General features: G+C 61.5%; 19 protein-coding genes. All 19 read left to right on the top strand.

The window, feature by feature from the left end; all coding sequences use genetic code 11:
* Positions 1-31: 31 nt before the first annotated feature.
* Positions 32-1351, top strand: a complete 1320-nt coding sequence (locus VA599_RS00320; protein ID WP_346787283.1) for a phage major capsid protein — start codon at positions 32-34, stop codon at positions 1349-1351.
* A 49-nt stretch (positions 1352-1400) separates the two neighbouring features.
* Positions 1401-1691: a hypothetical protein gene (locus tag VA599_RS00315; RefSeq protein WP_346787282.1), complete on the top strand. Its 291-nt coding sequence runs from the start codon at positions 1401-1403 to the stop codon at positions 1689-1691.
* A 2-nt stretch (positions 1692-1693) separates the two neighbouring features.
* A complete protein-coding gene (locus VA599_RS00310; RefSeq protein WP_346787281.1) occupies positions 1694-2290 on the top strand; it encodes a head-tail connector protein in 597 nt (198 codons plus the stop codon).
* Complete coding sequence (locus VA599_RS00305; RefSeq protein ID WP_346787280.1) at positions 2287-2598, top strand: phage head closure protein; 312 nt, start codon at positions 2287-2289, stop codon at positions 2596-2598. Before VA599_RS00310 ends, VA599_RS00305 begins: the two co-directional genes overlap by 4 nt.
* An 8-nt stretch (positions 2599-2606) precedes the next feature.
* A complete protein-coding gene (locus VA599_RS00300; RefSeq protein WP_346787279.1) occupies positions 2607-3062 on the top strand; it encodes an HK97 gp10 family phage protein in 456 nt (151 codons plus the stop codon).
* A gap of 2 nt (positions 3063-3064) precedes the next feature.
* Positions 3065-3412: a DUF3168 domain-containing protein gene (locus VA599_RS00295; RefSeq protein WP_346787278.1), complete on the top strand. Its 348-nt coding sequence runs from the start codon at positions 3065-3067 to the stop codon at positions 3410-3412.
* Positions 3412-3849 (top strand): hypothetical protein, encoded by a 438-nt coding sequence (locus VA599_RS00290; protein ID WP_346787277.1) that lies wholly within the window; start codon positions 3412-3414, stop codon positions 3847-3849. The genes VA599_RS00295 and VA599_RS00290 overlap by 1 nt, the downstream gene beginning before the upstream one ends.
* A gap of 47 nt (positions 3850-3896) precedes the next feature.
* Positions 3897-4541 (top strand): phage tail protein, encoded by a 645-nt coding sequence (locus tag VA599_RS00285; protein ID WP_346787276.1) that lies wholly within the window; start codon positions 3897-3899, stop codon positions 4539-4541.
* A gap of 26 nt (positions 4542-4567) precedes the next feature.
* Entirely contained in the window at positions 4568-4879 is a 312-nt protein-coding gene (locus tag VA599_RS00280) for a phage tail assembly chaperone (protein ID WP_346787275.1), read from the top strand.
* Positions 4880-4896: 17 nt separating this feature from the next.
* Complete coding sequence (locus VA599_RS00275) at positions 4897-5196, top strand: DUF1799 domain-containing protein (RefSeq protein WP_346787274.1); 300 nt, start codon at positions 4897-4899, stop codon at positions 5194-5196.
* A 32-nt stretch (positions 5197-5228) separates the two neighbouring features.
* Entirely contained in the window at positions 5229-5699 is a 471-nt protein-coding gene (locus tag VA599_RS00270; protein WP_346787273.1) for a hypothetical protein, read from the top strand.
* Between the two features lie 50 nt (positions 5700-5749).
* Positions 5750-8677 carry a phage tail tape measure protein gene (locus tag VA599_RS00265; protein WP_346787272.1) on the top strand — a complete coding sequence of 976 codons (2928 nt, stop codon included), beginning with the start codon at positions 5750-5752 and terminating at the stop codon, positions 8675-8677.
* Between the two features lie 9 nt (positions 8678-8686).
* Positions 8687-9034 carry a hypothetical protein gene (locus tag VA599_RS00260; RefSeq protein ID WP_346787271.1) on the top strand — a complete coding sequence of 116 codons (348 nt, stop codon included), beginning with the start codon at positions 8687-8689 and terminating at the stop codon, positions 9032-9034.
* A 248-nt stretch (positions 9035-9282) separates the two neighbouring features.
* Positions 9283-9759 (top strand): DUF1833 family protein, encoded by a 477-nt coding sequence (locus VA599_RS00255; RefSeq protein WP_346787270.1) that lies wholly within the window; start codon positions 9283-9285, stop codon positions 9757-9759.
* 15 nt (positions 9760-9774) lie between these two features.
* A complete protein-coding gene (locus VA599_RS00250; protein WP_346787269.1) occupies positions 9775-10158 on the top strand; it encodes a hypothetical protein in 384 nt (127 codons plus the stop codon).
* Positions 10149-14213, top strand: a complete 4065-nt coding sequence (locus VA599_RS00245) for a TipJ family phage tail tip protein (RefSeq protein WP_346787268.1) — start codon at positions 10149-10151, stop codon at positions 14211-14213. The genes VA599_RS00250 and VA599_RS00245 overlap by 10 nt, the downstream gene beginning before the upstream one ends.
* 5 nt (positions 14214-14218) lie before the next feature.
* Complete coding sequence (locus tag VA599_RS00240; protein ID WP_346787267.1) at positions 14219-14581, top strand: hypothetical protein; 363 nt, start codon at positions 14219-14221, stop codon at positions 14579-14581.
* Complete coding sequence (locus VA599_RS00235; RefSeq protein ID WP_346787266.1) at positions 14578-14814, top strand: hypothetical protein; 237 nt, start codon at positions 14578-14580, stop codon at positions 14812-14814. Before VA599_RS00240 ends, VA599_RS00235 begins: the two co-directional genes overlap by 4 nt.
* The gene (locus VA599_RS00230) at positions 14807-15517 is read left to right on the top strand and encodes a hypothetical protein (RefSeq protein ID WP_346787265.1); all 711 of its coding nucleotides are present in this window, start codon (positions 14807-14809) and stop codon (positions 15515-15517) included. The genes VA599_RS00235 and VA599_RS00230 overlap by 8 nt, the downstream gene beginning before the upstream one ends.

Below are 15517 nucleotides of genomic sequence, written 5' to 3'. Positions count from 1 at the left end.
GATGGCGGTTTTTTTACGTCTGGAGAACTAAATGCCCAATATCCTGGAGCTGAAGAAGCGCCGTGCCGAAATCGCGGCTGAAGTGCAAAACCTCGCCACGCTGGAGTCCGGCGGCACCGCGCTGAGCGCCGAGCAGCTGCAACAGCTGGATACGCTGAAAGCCGAATTTGGCCAGTTGGGCGCGCAGCTGGCGCGGCTGGAAGACGCCGAACGCATGGTCGCCGCCGCGGCGGTGCAGGTCGATACGCTGAGAGGCCAAGGTGCGCCGCCTGCTGGTGTCCCGGCCACCCCTGCGGGCGAGGCAGTTCGTGGCGGCAACGTCGCCCGTATGGCCGTGGCGCTGATCCAAGCCCAGGGCAACTACCGCGCGGCCGCCGACTACGCAGACAAGAACGGATTTGGTGCTGATGTTGCCGCCGCCCTCAACAGCGGCTCGCCATCCGCCGGCGGCGTGCTGATCCCGACCAACATGGCCACGGAGCTGATCGAGTTGTTGCGCCCCAAAGCCATTGTTCGCCGGCTGGGTGCCCGTTCGCTGCCATTGAACAATGGCAACCTGACCATTCCGCGCCTGAAGGGAGGCGCTTCGGTCGGCTATATCGGTGCCGACAGCGATATCCCGGCAACGGAACAGAGCTTCGGCGACCTGAAGTTGTCGGCCAAGAAAATGGCCGCGCTGGTGCCGATCAGCAACGACCTGCTCAGCAACGCCGGCATCAGTCCGGATGTCGAGCAGGTGGTGGTCGATGATCTGACCTCCGCCGTCGCGGCGCGCGAGGATCTAGCATTTCTTCGCGGTGATGGCAGCGGTAATACGCCGAAGGGTATGCGTGGCTGGGCGCTGCCCGGCAACTGCATCGCTGCTCCGGCCCCGGCCACTGTGGATGCCGCCTTCCTTCAAGCCGTCGAGAACTTCCTGAATGCCCTGATCTTGCTGCTGGAAAGCGTCGACGCCAACCTGGTGAAACCGGGCTGGGGGATGTCTCCTCGCACCTTCCGTTTCCTGGAAGGTTTGCGTGATGGCAAAGGCAACAAGGTCTATCCGGAAATGGCCCAAGGCCAGCTCAAGGGCTATCCCATCGGCAAAACCACCCAGATCCCGAACAATCTCGGTGCCGGTGGCGATGAGTCGGAGATCTACTTCGCCGACTTCGCAGACTGCTTCATCGGCGAGGACAAAGGCCTGACCATCGACTTTTCCAAGGAAGCCACCTACATCGGCCAGGACGGCAAGACGGTCAGCGCCTTCGCCCGCGACCAGACCCTGGTGCGCGTGATCGCGAAGCACGACTTCGGCCCGCGCCACGTCGAGAGCATCGCTATCGGCACCGGCGTCAAGTGGGGCAAATAAGCCAATCAGGCCCGCCACGCGCGGGCCTTCCCTTCCCATGGAGAACACTATGCACAGCGTGAAATTCCTCAAGCATTGGGGCAAATACAACCCGGGCGAGGTCGCCGGCTTCGAAGAGAAGGACCGCGACTTGTTGGAACGGCTCGCTATCGCGGGAGTTATCGGTCCTGCCGAAGAAACCCTCGAGGCGGTTTGTGACGCCATCGCTAAAAGCAACGGTGAGCAAGAGAAGGTCGAAGCAGATCAGACGGCCAGTGACGAAAACAGCGCCAGCACTGATGCAGCCGCAGCCAGCAGCGATCAGTCGAACCCGGCGCCGCGCGCCAGCAAGAAGGCCTGATCATGCCGGCCACGCTCATTCGACGGAATGACGGGCCGGTGCTGACTGTCGAGGAGATGCGGCAGCAGTGCCGGATCGATGCTGGATGGACACCCGAAGATACCGCTGCAGAAGACAAGCTGCTGCAGCGGCTGGAGCGCGCCGCAGTTCGCGCATGCGAAGGCAAAATCCGAGGCCCTCTGCTGAATGCCGACTACCGACTGACGCTGGATGAGTGGCCGCGCATGCCTTGGTTGTCACTGCCAACCGCCGGTGCCATGGAGGTATCCGCTATCAGCGTGGCGCAGGGTGGCCAGCATCAGCCATGGGGCGATTTTGTCGCACTGGCGGATGGGCCTCTGCTGCAGGTCAGGCCACGTAATGGTGCGTGGCCCGTGGCGGATGCTCTGCCCGATGCGATCCAGATCGACTACCGGGCCGGCCTGGCCGAGAGTGGCAGCGGCGTGCCGGAGGATGTCCGCCAGTGGCTGCTGTTCATGGTCGGCACCTACTACGAGCATCGCGAGGCACTGCTGGCCGGCGCCACGCTGACCGAGCTGCCGCGCAGTTTCGTGGATGGGCTGCTGTCGCCTTACATGGTGGATGAGGTCGTGCTATGAGGGCGGGCAGACTCGACAAGCGCGTCGTGTTCCAGAAGCAGGTCAAGGGCCGGGATTCGGCCGGTCAGCCGACATACACCTGGCAGAATCTACCCGCAGTCTGGGCCAATGTCCTGTTCGTGAGCGGCCGCGAGTACATCAGCGCAGACCGCCAGCAGCAGGAAAGCGTCGCCAGCATCCGCATCCGGAAACGACCTGTCACCGCCAGCATGCGCGTCCGCTTCGGCGGCGTGGTGTACGAAATTTCCGCCGTACTACCCGAGCAGAGCGGTGAGTATCTGGACGTCGCGGTGAAGGCCATCAAGTAGGAGATCCCATGCTCAAAATCGGTTTTGATCGCAGCAGCATCACGGCCGGCCTGCAAGAATTCCAGACCAAATTGCGGGACGACGTGATGCTTTCCGGCGCGGCAGCCGGAGCCAATGTGCTCTACGACGAGGTGCTGCAGCGCGTGCCGGAGAAGACCGGCAAGCTCAAGGGCAGCGTCTACCGAGCATACATCCAGGAGCGCTCAGTTGATGGCCGGCAGGTCTACGTCATCAGCGTCCGCAAGCGCATCGCCAAGCACTGGCACCTGGTCGAGTTCGGCCACTGGCGCATCAACAAATTCGTGCAGCTGGAATCCGGAGAATGGGTGCCGACCAAGCAGCGGCTGGCCAAGCCGGTGTGGGTGCCGGCCAAGCCCTACTTGAGACCGGCCTACGACGCCAAAATCGGCGCCGCGCTGGACGCCGCACGCGACCGAATGCGCCAACGCCTGCAGGAGGACTGAGCATGCTGGAAGAGCAACTTTTCAGCCTCCTGTCGCCGCTGGTGGAAGGCAATGTGTTTCCGGATACCGCGCCGGCTGATTCGCCTCTCCCCTACATCCTGTATCAGCAGGTCGGCGGCATTCCGATGCAGTTTCTTGAGGGGGCCGGCAGCACGGTGTCGCCGCGGATGCAGATCACCATCTGGTCCGACTCTCGCCTGCAGGCCGCCCAGCTGCAGCGCGCCGCGCAGCAGATTCTGGTGGGCGCGCCGCTGTTTGGCACCATCGCCGGCGGCGCTGTCGCCCTCCACGAAGACGCGTTGGGACTGCGCGGAACCCAGCAGGACTTCTACTTCAGTGGAGACCCATGATGCCGGAGCCAGCACTCGCCGTCGGCAGCACGCTGGCCATCTCGCTTGCATTGCCGGCCACGCTGGACGCCGCCAGCTTCAGCGCACTTGCATTCACAGCAGTGCGCGGCGTGCGAACGGTGGGCGATATGGCCGAGCAGTGGCAGACCACCACCAACAACCTGGCCAACCGGGACTACCCGCTGGTCACCAAAACCTGGCGAAGCGCCATTCAGCAGGACATCGACCTGCTTCAGCTGACCGATGCTGGCCAGGCCCTGCTGATGCAGGCCTATAACCAGCCCGGCCCAGCGGCATTCCGGATGGCGCAGACCAACGGCACGTACTGGTTCACCGCGCTGGTCACCACCCGCGCCGCCGGCGGCCGGTCGCCGGACGCGTTGCTGGCGCGCCGATTCACGCTGACGCTAACCGCCCTGCCCATCACCGCAAACTGACCCACTCGCCCGCCGCGCGCGGGCTGTTTTAATTGAAAGGAAACGACATGTCCGTCTCCCTCCCCAGCGGCAGCACGCTGCAGATCGCCAGTGCCTACGGCCCGGCGAAAGCCATCTCCGCACTCAGCAACGCCAATCCGGCTGTAGCCAGCTCCGCGGCGCACGGCTTCGCCGCTAGCGACATCATCGAACTGACCAGCGGCTGGGCTCGTCTCAACAACCGCATCGTCCGCGTCGGCGCCGCTCCGGTGACGGACACTTTCAAACTCGATGGCATCGATACCAGCGACTCGAAACTGTTCGCCGCCGGCTTGGGCGTGGGCAGCGCCCGGGCGGTCACCAGCTGGTTGCAGATTCCCCAGGTGCTGGACTTCAGCACCAGCGGTGGCGACGCCAAGTTCGCCACATTCCAGTTTTTGGAATCCGACGAAGAGCAGCAGATTCCGAATGGTAGATCGGCCATGTCCATTGCCCTGAAGATCGCCGACGACCCGGCCCTGCCCTGCTACCCCGCGCTGCGCGCCGCCGATGCCAGCCGTAAACCCACTGCCATCATGCTCAGTCTGCCCAATGGCGGCAGCGTGCTCTACAACAGCTACGTCTCGTTCAACGAGACCCCAGAGCTGTCGCAGAACAATGTTATGGCGGTAAAAGTCACCCTCTCGTTGCTCGGCAAGGCCACACGCTACTAATCCGCCACCTCATATAGGAAAAAGTCATGGCAAAACTCACCCTGGGCGCCGCGCCCACTTTCTCCGCCTCCGTTTCTATCCCGCAGCCCGGCGGCGCTGGCGCCGAGGTGGTGCTCACCTTCAAACATCACACCAGAACCGAGCTGCGCGGATTGGCCGAGAAGCTGGGCTCCATGCCGGATATCGAGCTGGTCCAGCAAATCGCCACCGGCTGGGATCTGGTGGATGCGTGGACACCAGACAATGTGCGCCAGCTGTTGGAGAACCACCACGGCGCCGCGCTGGCCATCTGGAACACCTACGTTCAAGAGTTGACGGGTTTGCGCGAAAAAAACTGATAGCCGCCGCGCGCGCCATGTATGAGCGTCGGCCCGACGCCGCCCAATTGGACGCGTTCGGGCTGACCGCTGCTGATCTGGGTCAGCAGCAGGATATGGATGTCTGGCCAGACAACTGGCAGGCCGTCCAACTGCTCAATCGCATGAGCACGCAGTGGCGGGTAGGTTTTGGCGGCGCGATGGGCCTGGATTACAACGTGCTGTACCGGATGATGGACCGGCTTGGACTGGTACCTGAGGAGTTCGATCAGCTTGAGGCTGATATCCAGGTGATGGAAATGACTGTGCTGGAAATTCGACAAGAATCAGCATCATAATGGCACGATTTCATCTGCATAAAGGATGTTTCGTGATAAGAAAATTTTCATCAGTAGTTATTGCTCTTTCTGTAGCCGGTTGTATAGGCATGCCTGGTCCAGAACTTGGGAGCCCAGAGTATAAGTTCGCCTCGCAAAACTTCTCTCCGGCAATCGATGCCGAATTTGTATTTCCTGCGCAGTGGTATCCAAATACAGCAATTGGAACAAATGCCTCTCTTTACTCACCATACCATGATGGCTATTTGTTCTTAAATAAAAGTATCGGATATTTCGCCATTTACGACAAAAACAACAATCGATACTATTCAACATTCAAATTTAACAAGTTAGACATAAAGCAGACCCGCGCAGAACAGTTCGGATTGGCAAGGTTTTACAACATCGAGCTTTCTGACTCCATCCACAGCTTTAATGTAAAGCCAGGAATCTCAGCCTCGGGAAAACAGATAGGGAGAGATGAGATTTTCAAACAATTAGATGAGTGGGTTTCAAAAAAGTAAATAGTCATTCAGGCCTCGCAAATAGTGAGGCCTTTTAGTATGGAGTCGACATGTCAAATGATCAAATCGGCAAAGGCATTATCGAGCTAGAAGTACGCGAAGAAGGCGTCACCGCTTCTATTGCCAAGGTGGATCAGGCTCTTGGGGGCATAGAGAAGGCGTCCGAGAAAGCGACAAAGGCGGTCGAGTCTACCGGCAAAAGCCTGGCCAGTCTCAAGGAGGGAGCTCAGCCGGCTGAAGTAGCCGGCACCAAGGTACAGCAGATTGGCCAAGGTGGCGACGCCGCGGCGCGCAAGATGGAAGCGGCCACCCGCAACATGATCAATGCGATCCAGCGCACCACCGTCAGCATGGAAGTGGGCAGCAAGGCCAGTTCCGACTACTTCCGGATACTGGCTGGCCAGCGCGGCCTGGATGTGGCTCAGCTTGAGCCTTATCTCCAGCAGTTGGACTTGGTCGCCGCCCGTCAAAAAAATGCAGGCATCAGCGCCGGACAGCTTTCCAACGCCATGCGGATGCTGCCGGCGCAGTTCACCGACATCGCGGTTTCACTGGCCGGTGGCCAGAGTCCGATGATGGTTTTTATGCAGCAGGGCGGGCAGATCAAGGATATGTTTGGAAGTGCCGGCGAAGCAGTAAAGGCCATGGGGTCATACGTTCTCAGTCTGATAAATCCCTTCACCATTGCCACTGCAACAGTTGCCGCGTTCAGCTATGCAGCCTACGCCGGTCATAAAGAGTCTCGCCAGCTTGCCATGACCCTTGCCATGACGAGCAATGCCGCAGGCCTAACTGCCGAGTCTTTTCGCTCAATGGCAGAGTCGGTTGCCATGTCATCCAATAGTAGCTTGGGATCCAGCCGCGACACCATGATGGCGCTGATTGGCAGCGGCAAATTGGCCGGCGAGACGCTGAAAAACATTGCCACCTCCGCCCAGGTCTTCGCAGAAGTTACGGGAGAAAAAGGCGCCAAAGCAGCCAAAGACTTTGAGGATGCCATTAGCGGCGATGTAAAGAAGCTGGCCGAAATGAATGAACGATTTGGTTTCCTGACTGCTTCGCAGTTCGAACACATAGCCGCTCTGAAAGAAGCCGGCCGTGAAGAGCAAGCCAAGTACGACGCATCGGTCATAATTTCCCAGCACTTCGCTGAAGTGTCCCTGCAAAGCCTTGGTGTAATTGAAAAAGCTTGGGTATCCCTGATCAATAAAGTAGGCAGCTATTGGGACGCCGTAAAGAGCCTTGGTCGCACGCCGGAGCTGGGCGATAACCTGAAGCTCGTCAACGACGAAATCGCCCACCTGGAGGGTGAGAGCAAAGGGAACAAGTACTGGGCATCATTTAACAAAGAGAGACTACAGGAGCTGTACAACCAACGGGCCGGTTTGGAGTCCGACATCCGTAGATTGCAGGTCAATGCGGCAAAGGAGTCGGAGCAACAGTCCGTCCAAAAGGCTGGCACCCAGGCAAACATGGAGCTGGAGAAAAAGCTCGATACGCTTCGCACTGGCAAGGAAAAAATCAAGCACGAGCTGGAAGAACTGGACAGATTGGTCATTTCTGCCCGTGCTGCCGGTCTAGGCAGCAAATACGATGACACCACTGTCTCCAAAATGCGCCAAGACATCATCAAAAAATATAGCGACAAGCCCCGAAAGGAATCGCCTTATGGCAAGCAGGAGGACCGCGAGGTCGCCGACCTGCAGTCACGTATCGCTGCCGAAAACCAGATCGCCGGGGCCATGCGGCTGAGCGGTGCTGCTTACGACAAAATGACCGAAGGTGCCAAGTTGGCGCTGAAGTTCCGCTACCAGGAAGGCGTAGCTACTACCGAGGCGGCGAAGGCCAACCTGCGATTACGCGCCAGCCTGGCAGACGAGCTGGGCCAGCGGCAGGAATTGACCGCCGCGCTGAAAGATAAGATCAGCGTGCAGAAAAGCCTGGACGAAGCCGACCAGCGCCGCACCGGCGAAATGCAGCTGCAGCACGAGGACATGGCCAAACAACTGGAATTTTTGACCCTATCAGCCGGCCAGCGCGACCGCGCCCAGGCGCAATGGGCGGCGGAGCTGGAAACCAAGCGGCAGTTGCTGGATCTGCAGATCAAACTGAACCAAGCCAAGGCGGATGAGTCGGCTGCATCCACGCCTGCAGCCAAAGGCGCACGCGGGGAGATCGTCACCCGGATCGAGCAAGAAATAGAAAGCGTGAAGACCACCGGCGCTCAAAAAGCGTCAGATGCCGTCAAGGCAGTTGACGACAAGATGTCTATGGCCGGCAACTGGACGGCCGGCGCAAAATTGGCATTGGATAGCTATGCAGACCGCGCAAGAAATGTTGCGTCCCAGACCCAAGCGGCATTCAGCAATGCTTTCAATGGCATGGAAAACTCGCTCACACAGTTCGTCATGACTGGCAAATTGAATTTCACCGACTTGGCGAACAGCATCATCGAAGACATGATCCGTATCCAGATCAGGCAGAGCATGTCCTCAATGCTTTCAGGTACTTTGTCTGGCCTGTTTGGCCGATCCGGCCCTGCCGCGCCAATCGTGGATGGAACGTCTACCGGCGTCGGCCCTTTGCAAGCCAATGGAGGCGCATGGCTGTCCGGTGCGCAGTTGTTCGCCACCGGCGCAGCGTTTACCAACTCCATCGTCTCCCGGCCAACCGCATTTGCGCATGGGGCCGGATTAGGTGTAATGGGTGAGGCTGGGCCAGAGGCGATCATGCCGCTGACGCGCGACGGATCTGGCAGGTTGGGCGTGCGCTCGGCTGGAGGCAGCGCGCCATCGGTGGATGTACAGGTCAACGTAATCAACCAGAGCAGTCAGCCGCTGCAGGCCCAGCAGCAGGGGCAGCCGCGATTCGATCAGTTCGGCAATGCGATCGTCGATTTGATCGTGACCGACATGCGCCGCGGCGGGCCGATCTCATCAACCATGGAATACGCCTACGGCCTGCGCCGTGGAGGGTAAGGAGAACGTATGGCCATCTCTGCCCTGCCCTCGTTTGTGCTGATCGATCTGGACGGCTACAGCGAGAAACCGGACTACGGCCTGCAACGGTCTGCGATGGACGGCGGAATGCCGAAACAGCGGGCCCGGTGGTCGCTTCCAATCGTCGGCCGCAGCGTCACGCTGCTGATTGGAGGAGCCGGCAACCGAGAGATCTTCGACAGCTGGTATGGCGAAGACCTTCACGGCGGTGCCGACTGGTTCACGGTGAAGCTGTTCGGCAAGCCGCTGCGCGCCCGATTCACCGAGACTCTGACGTTTCGGCCGACCGGTCCGGATGCGTGGGCGGCGTCTGCCACCATCGAAACCATTGGTTAACGGAAAACCCACAAGAGGAAGATCAGCGGTGCATTCGACAATTTGATGACTCCTATTTTCTTAGGAGTACATGTTGTGAGTAATTTGATCATTTCTCTATGTGTTTTTCTACTGATTATTAATAGCGTGAGTTCTTGGGCTCGAGTGACGGCCATCACTTTGCTCATCCTCTGTTGTGTGTTTGCCTGGCTGCTAAGGCCATAAACCAAACCCCGCCTCGGCGGGTTTTTTGCTTCCTGGAGGACTGAATGGCCAGAGGCTATTCCCAACACGCACGCGAGCAGCTCAACGCCACAAGCGCGGACGACATCCTGCTGACGTTGCTGGAAATCCGCCACCCGCTGTTGGCGGTGCCGGTCCGGATCGTGGGCGACACGCAGAACATTGTAGTCGCAGGCAATGAATACACCGCCTGCGCGTTCGACCTCACGCTGCCGGACGATACCGACAACCAGCTGCCGCAGGCGCGGCTGGAAATCGACAACATCGGTCGCGAGCTGACGCAGTGGCTGGAGCAGTCAGGCGGCGGCGTTGGCGCTACCTGCCGCATCCAGCATGTGATGCGCTCGACGCCTGGCGTGATCGAATTCGACATCACGCTCGACATGAGCGGGCTGGCGATGGACCGGCAAAAGGTCAGTGCCACCCTCGGTTACGCCGACCTGTTGAATCAACCCGCTGTCACCCGCTACTACACACCGGACACCACGCCGGCGCTGTTCTGATCATCGAGGAATCCCATGCATTGGTCTGATTGCTATGTCGGCCGCGACTACGAGCCCGGCACGGCCGACTGCGCCGTGCTGGCCTGCGACGTTGCGCGCGAGGTGCTTGGCCTGGATATGCAGCTGCCGGGCGCTCGCCGCGCCGGGCCGTTTGGCCGCAATGCGCAGATCCAGCAGCACCAGGGCGAGTTTGCCCGACGCATCAATGCGCCGGCGGACGCCCAGCCGGTGCTGCTGATCGCGCGCGGGCGCGTCCAGCACATCGGCGTGATGTGCCAGCTGGCCAGCGAGTGGTGGGTGTTGCACGCCGACGAGGGCGCCGGGTTCGTGCTGCGCCAGCGTCTGCGCGACATGGCGCGCCAGGGTTACACCGTGGAGGGATTTTACGAATGGCTGTGAAACGACCGACCCTGGTGCATTCGCCGCACCCGCTGACCGCCGTCGGCCGCCAGGTGATTTACGAGGCGCATCGCCGCAATGAAACGCTCGGCGGCTACCTGCGCCGGCTGAGGATCGAGGTCGACCGCGGGCCACTGGCGGTGTGCGTCAACGGCAGGCCGCTGCCGAACTGGCAATGCTACCGTCTGCGCCGCGGCGATTTTGTCGAAGTGCGTGCCGTGGTCGCCGGCGGCGGTGGTGCCGGCAAGGTGTTGCGTTCCGTGGCCATGATCGCGGTGATGGTCGCAGCGGCCTACGTGGCCGGCCCGGCCGGCGCGGCGTTTTTCGGTTCGTCTGGCATGGCAACGGTCGCCGGCTCGGCGATAATGATCGGCGGTTCGATGCTGGTCAACGCGCTGCTGCCGCCGCCGATGCCGGACATTGCCGGCGTGGGGGGGCGCGGCGACGCCAACATCAGCCAGAACTACGCCCTGTCCGGCGCCCGCAATCGCGCCCGCACCTACGCGCCGATGCCGCTGGTGATCGGCCAGCGCCGGTTTGTGCCGGATGCCGGCGGCAACCCGTTCACCGAGTTCGCCGGACAGGATCAATATCTGTATCAAGTCTATCATTTTGGCCTGCAGCCTGACCTGCAGCTGACGGACTACCGCATCGGCAACACGCCAATCGGCGCTTACCAGGGCGTCGAATTGATCGCCGCGGGCGGTGACGGCCGGCTGCCGGGCGTGTTCGCGAACGTCGATACCGACACCGGCCGCGAGGTCAAAAATTCGGACGGCTGGGTGGTGCGCCAGCTGGCGCGCGATACCGTCGGTATCGGAATGGACCTGCAAGGCGTGGCTTACTACGCCAACGACAAAGGCGGCATGGACTGGCGCAACGTCGATAGCGAAATCCAGTTCCGGCGTGTGCCGGACGGCCCCTGGCAGCCGTATGGCGGCGACCAATACGGGAAATACCGGCTGGCCGGCAACAGCATCACACCAGTCCGCCAGACGCTACGGCAGGATTTGCCGGCGGCGCAGTACGAGATCCGCGTCCGTAAAACCAGCGGCGACATCAGCAGCTCGCGCGAGCGCAATGATTTCGCGCTGGCTGGGCTGCGCGCCTACCGGCAGGATTCGACGAACTACGTCGGCCAGCGTCGAATCGGGCTCAAGATCCGCGCCTCCAGCCAGCTGAACGGCGCTGTCGACGAACTGTCGGCGATGGCGGTGGCCAGCTGCCAGGTCTGGACCGGCAGCGGATGGGCGACGTCGGCCACGACAAACCCAGCGTGGTGGTATTTGTGGTTCGCCCTCGGTGGCTTCGATGCTCAGGGCCGCAGGACATATGGTGCGGGCCTGCCAATCTCGCGTATCGACATCGACGCGATAAAAGTGTGGGCCGCTTGGTGTGACGCAAAAAAGCTGAGCGTCGGCTTGGTGTTGGACCGCGCCTACAGCATCGCAGACGTGTTGACGATGATTGCCCGCTGCGGCCGCGCCCGCTACACATGGCAGACAGGCAAACTCGGGGTGATTTGGGACGCGGCGGACCTGCCGGTGGTGGCGGTGTTCGGCCCGGCGAACATCCGCGCTGGCTCGTTCCGGATCGAGTACACCACGGAACAGACCGCTGACGAGGTTGTTGTCAATTTCAGTAATCCAGCAAAAGGATTCGAGCTCGACCAAGTGCGGGTGGCGGTGCCGGGCGTCATCGCGCCGACAAATCCGGTGACGCTGGATTTCGTCGGCTGTTGCGACGTCAGCATGGCCGGCCGCGAGGCGAATCTTATCGCCGCCTCGCAGCTGTATCACCGCCGGCGCGTCAGCTGGGAAACCGATTTCGAGGGTCTGGTGGCCACGCGCGGCGACGTGGTGCTGCTGAGTCACGATCTGGCCAGCTGGGCCTACTCCGGCCGGCTGCTCGCCGGCAGCCGCGGCCAGCTGCAGCTGGATCGCGCCGTGCCGCTGGGCGCCAGTGGCTGGGTCGGCATCCGGTTTCCGGACGGCCGCTATGCGACCTACCGGGTCAAAACCGGCAGCGGCGACAGCGACACGCTGCAACTGCGCGATCTGATCCCGGCGTCGGATGCCGGCGGCCCGCTGCCGGTGCCGGACGAATCGGCCGACAGCGTGCCGTATGACTGGATGTGGTTCTACGACAACGGCACGCAGCCCGGCCGGCGCGTCAAAATCGTCGACGTCAAACCGAGCGGCGACGGTGTGAAATTCACGGCGATCGACGACAACCCGTCGTACTACGCCGCCGAGTCGGGCGATTTCAGCAGCGGCGGCCAGGCTCCCAGCCTGCCGCCGGCGCTTGGTTTTCTGCGGCTGTCGGAGTCCAGCCGGGTGACCGGCGACGGCCGTCGCGTGGCGGTGGTGACGGCCGTCTGGCCGCCGCTGCGCGGCGCGATCAACTACCAACTGAAATACCGGCGTGCCGGCGGCGCGTGGCAGGCGGCGGTGGTGCCGGACACGTCGTACAGCTGGGATGCCGATCCGCAGGACTTAGAGGTGTCGGTGTCGGCGGTGTTTGCCGATGGCACGATCTCGGCGCCGGCGGTGGCCTCGCTGACCATCAAAGGGCACGCCACGCCGCCGCCGGTGGCGACCGCGTTCACGGCGACCGGCGAGATGATGCAGATCACGCTGCGCTGGAGCTACCCGGACCGGGCCGACCTGCGCGGCGCGCAGTTGTTCGCCAGCACTGATGGCAATACGTGGGTCAAACTGGCCGACATTGCCTACCCTGCCGCGGTGTACACGCACCTCGGCCTGATGGCTGGCGCCGTGGTGCAGTACCAGCTGCGCATCGTCGACAGCTGGGGCAACGTCGGCGAGGCTGTCACAACGCGGGCGGAGGCCGTGCGCAATGTAGATCTGCTGCTGGAGCAGCTGAAAAACAGCCTCACCAGCGCGCAGTTGCAGGAGTCTCTGCGGACGCCCATCGAGCAGGCCGTGGGCGTCCAAGGTAGCGTCAACTCGCTGATCCAGGCGCAGATGCAGCAGATGCTGACGGCGGACGAGATCCGCAGCACGCAGGGCAACCACTACGCGTTCGCCAAGCGCCAGCTGTCGACGTTGGGTGACGCTATTTCGCAGGAAGCCAACGAACGGGTGCTATTGGCCGCCAAAGTAAAAGACAACGCCGCCGGGATCATAGAGGAGTCGAAATCTCGGGTGCGCGAGGATGGCGCTTTGTCGGAGCGGATCGGGACGATGCAGACCACGGTCGGCAACCACACGGCCTCCCTGCAGGAGGTCGGCCGGACGGTGGACGGCGTGATGGCTGAGAAGATCATCAAGCTGAACGCCTCCGGAAAAATTGCCGGCATAGGCTTGAGGACCGATCAAAACGGCAGCGCGGTGGATTTCCTGGCTGACCGGTTTGTTGTGTCGCAGCCGGACGGCAATGGCTCTCGCCAGGTGTTCATCGTGTCGTCAATCAATGGTCGCCCGGCGCTGGGCCTGGCTGGCGATCTGATCGCCGACGGCTCGCTGATTGGCCGCCGCGTGCTGGTCGACGGCTCGGTGGATGCAGGGCAGATCAACAGTCGAGGCCTGACGATCAGGGACATGGATGGCAATGTCGTGGTCGACATGTCGGGCATGGGTGCCGGTTACATCAAGGGCCTGCTTGCTGTCGGTCAGATCGACACCCGGGGACTGACGATAAGGGACTCTCAGGGGAGCGTCATCGTTAGTGCGAACGGTATCGATGGCTCGTATGTCCGCAACCTGATGGTCGATACTCTGCAGATCCGCGGCGAGGCGGTCAGCAAAAACGATACCCGCACGGTAACGCTGTCCGGCTGGCAGGCGGCCGGGTGGAGTTACTCATTCCCGTTTTACTGCTCAGATAGGGGCACGCTGCTCGTGTTCGGGGACGCGCCGTTCCCCAGCATCACGCTGCGAGCGCGAGGGCGAGCAGTGGGTATCAGTAATGGCAGCGGTGTGCTGGTGCTGGACGTTTCAGCTGGCGAAACCGTGACTGTCGGAGTTGACAGTGTTGGCGGTTACAACGCGTCCGGGCAGGTTCGCTACGGTGCAGTTCTGTATAGGAGGTAAATGGCATGGAGAAAATCAGCATCATTGAGTACGACGACGCCGGCCGCATTCTGCAAACCGGTCTCGCCTCGCTCGAGAACGTCGAGGTCGAGTTCGCGCTGGGAAAACTGCTGTTGCAGGGCGAGGCTGATCCGCTGACGCAGTATGTCCGCAGCGACGGGGTGATCGAGGCGCGGCCGCACAATCCGGCCAGGCTGGACGGCATGGTGTTGCGCGACCTGCCGGCGCCCTGCGTGCTGATGCTGGACGGCACGTCGTACGACTGTGACGACACCGAATGCGAACTGTCGTTTTCTCTGCCCGGACTGCATCACATCCAGGTCGAGGCCTGGCCGATGCAGTCCGCGGTGTTCGAGGTGGCAACATGATGCAGATCCATCATCGCGGCGATCACCGCGCCGCGCGCAAATCGCATTACCCGTCATTGGGCGATCAGTGGGACGTGCTGTGGCGCTGGGTGGCAACGTTGCCGCCGGAGTTGCTCAACGATGAGATGCGGCAGATGCTGGACCGCATCAGGGCCGTCAAAACAAATTTCCCGAAGCCCCGCCAGGATCAAACCGGCGGGGCTGATTCATTGGAGGGTACGGAAAATGGCTGATGATTGGGCGGGTCTCTCGGCCCAGCTCGGGAAAATGCAGCAGGCATGGTATGTCGCCGCGCGGAGCTACTGGAGCGTGTTCGATCAGAACTCCGACACTGCGACGATTGTTGCGGAGGACGGCAGCACTCGGCAGGTGCCATCGTGGCGCGCGATGACCAATGCCATCATCAATCGCGTGATTTCCGGGCAGATGACGTTTACGGGCAGCGGCAATGGGAGTTTGCGACAGACGGCGGATGTGGGGGCGGGATTCGCGCAGTGGAGATCATCGGGGGCGTTTCTGTCGCTGTACTGCCCTAGGAACGATTCAGCTTACACCCTCTGGCGGGCGGACTCGGCAGCACGCTACCTGGCGAACTGCATGGTTCATGCGCGCAACTACGATGGCTCGTCTGCGACCGTGCAGTATCGGGTTGCGAATGGCGCGGACGGAACGCAGGGAGATGCTGTTTTTGAAATGATGGGTGACGGCTCTTTCACGGTTGTAAGCCCTGCCGGTGGTCAAAATGTGAAGCTGAGTGGAGGTGGGCACGTTCTCGCCCGCGGGCTCATTGTCCCTGGCGCATATACCAGGGCTACGCTGCCGGCCGCAGATCTGTGGCCTGCAGCGGTCGCATATATTACCGACGGGCCAGCCGGGCCGTCGCATGTTTTCAGCAACGGCCAGAAATGGCGCATTCCAACCATGACAGACCTCTGA

The sequence above is a fragment of the Chromobacterium indicum genome (assembly GCF_039708975.1).
In the GTDB taxonomy this organism is placed as follows: domain Bacteria; phylum Pseudomonadota; class Gammaproteobacteria; order Burkholderiales; family Chromobacteriaceae; genus Chromobacterium; species Chromobacterium piscinae.
This window is presented reverse-complemented; position numbering and strand designations above follow the sequence as displayed.

Coding starts and splice junctions, on each gene's coding strand:
- VA599_RS00320 (WP_346787283.1), top strand. CDS start 32: ATGCCCAATATCCTGGAGCTGAAGAAGCGCCGTGCCGAAATCGCGGCT.
- VA599_RS00315 (WP_346787282.1), top strand. CDS start 1,401: ATGCACAGCGTGAAATTCCTCAAGCATTGGGGCAAATACAACCCGGGC.
- VA599_RS00310 (WP_346787281.1), top strand. CDS start 1,694: ATGCCGGCCACGCTCATTCGACGGAATGACGGGCCGGTGCTGACTGTC.
- VA599_RS00305 (WP_346787280.1), top strand. CDS start 2,287: ATGAGGGCGGGCAGACTCGACAAGCGCGTCGTGTTCCAGAAGCAGGTC.
- VA599_RS00300 (WP_346787279.1), top strand. CDS start 2,607: ATGCTCAAAATCGGTTTTGATCGCAGCAGCATCACGGCCGGCCTGCAA.
- VA599_RS00295 (WP_346787278.1), top strand. CDS start 3,065: ATGCTGGAAGAGCAACTTTTCAGCCTCCTGTCGCCGCTGGTGGAAGGC.
- VA599_RS00290 (WP_346787277.1), top strand. CDS start 3,412: ATGCCGGAGCCAGCACTCGCCGTCGGCAGCACGCTGGCCATCTCGCTT.
- VA599_RS00285 (WP_346787276.1), top strand. CDS start 3,897: ATGTCCGTCTCCCTCCCCAGCGGCAGCACGCTGCAGATCGCCAGTGCC.
- VA599_RS00280 (WP_346787275.1), top strand. CDS start 4,568: ATGGCAAAACTCACCCTGGGCGCCGCGCCCACTTTCTCCGCCTCCGTT.
- VA599_RS00275 (WP_346787274.1), top strand. CDS start 4,897: ATGTATGAGCGTCGGCCCGACGCCGCCCAATTGGACGCGTTCGGGCTG.
- VA599_RS00265 (WP_346787272.1), top strand. CDS start 5,750: ATGTCAAATGATCAAATCGGCAAAGGCATTATCGAGCTAGAAGTACGC.
- VA599_RS00260 (WP_346787271.1), top strand. CDS start 8,687: ATGGCCATCTCTGCCCTGCCCTCGTTTGTGCTGATCGATCTGGACGGC.
- VA599_RS00255 (WP_346787270.1), top strand. CDS start 9,283: ATGGCCAGAGGCTATTCCCAACACGCACGCGAGCAGCTCAACGCCACA.
- VA599_RS00250 (WP_346787269.1), top strand. CDS start 9,775: ATGCATTGGTCTGATTGCTATGTCGGCCGCGACTACGAGCCCGGCACG.
- VA599_RS00245 (WP_346787268.1), top strand. CDS start 10,149: ATGGCTGTGAAACGACCGACCCTGGTGCATTCGCCGCACCCGCTGACC.
- VA599_RS00240 (WP_346787267.1), top strand. CDS start 14,219: ATGGAGAAAATCAGCATCATTGAGTACGACGACGCCGGCCGCATTCTG.
- VA599_RS00235 (WP_346787266.1), top strand. CDS start 14,578: ATGATGCAGATCCATCATCGCGGCGATCACCGCGCCGCGCGCAAATCG.
- VA599_RS00230 (WP_346787265.1), top strand. CDS start 14,807: ATGGCTGATGATTGGGCGGGTCTCTCGGCCCAGCTCGGGAAAATGCAG.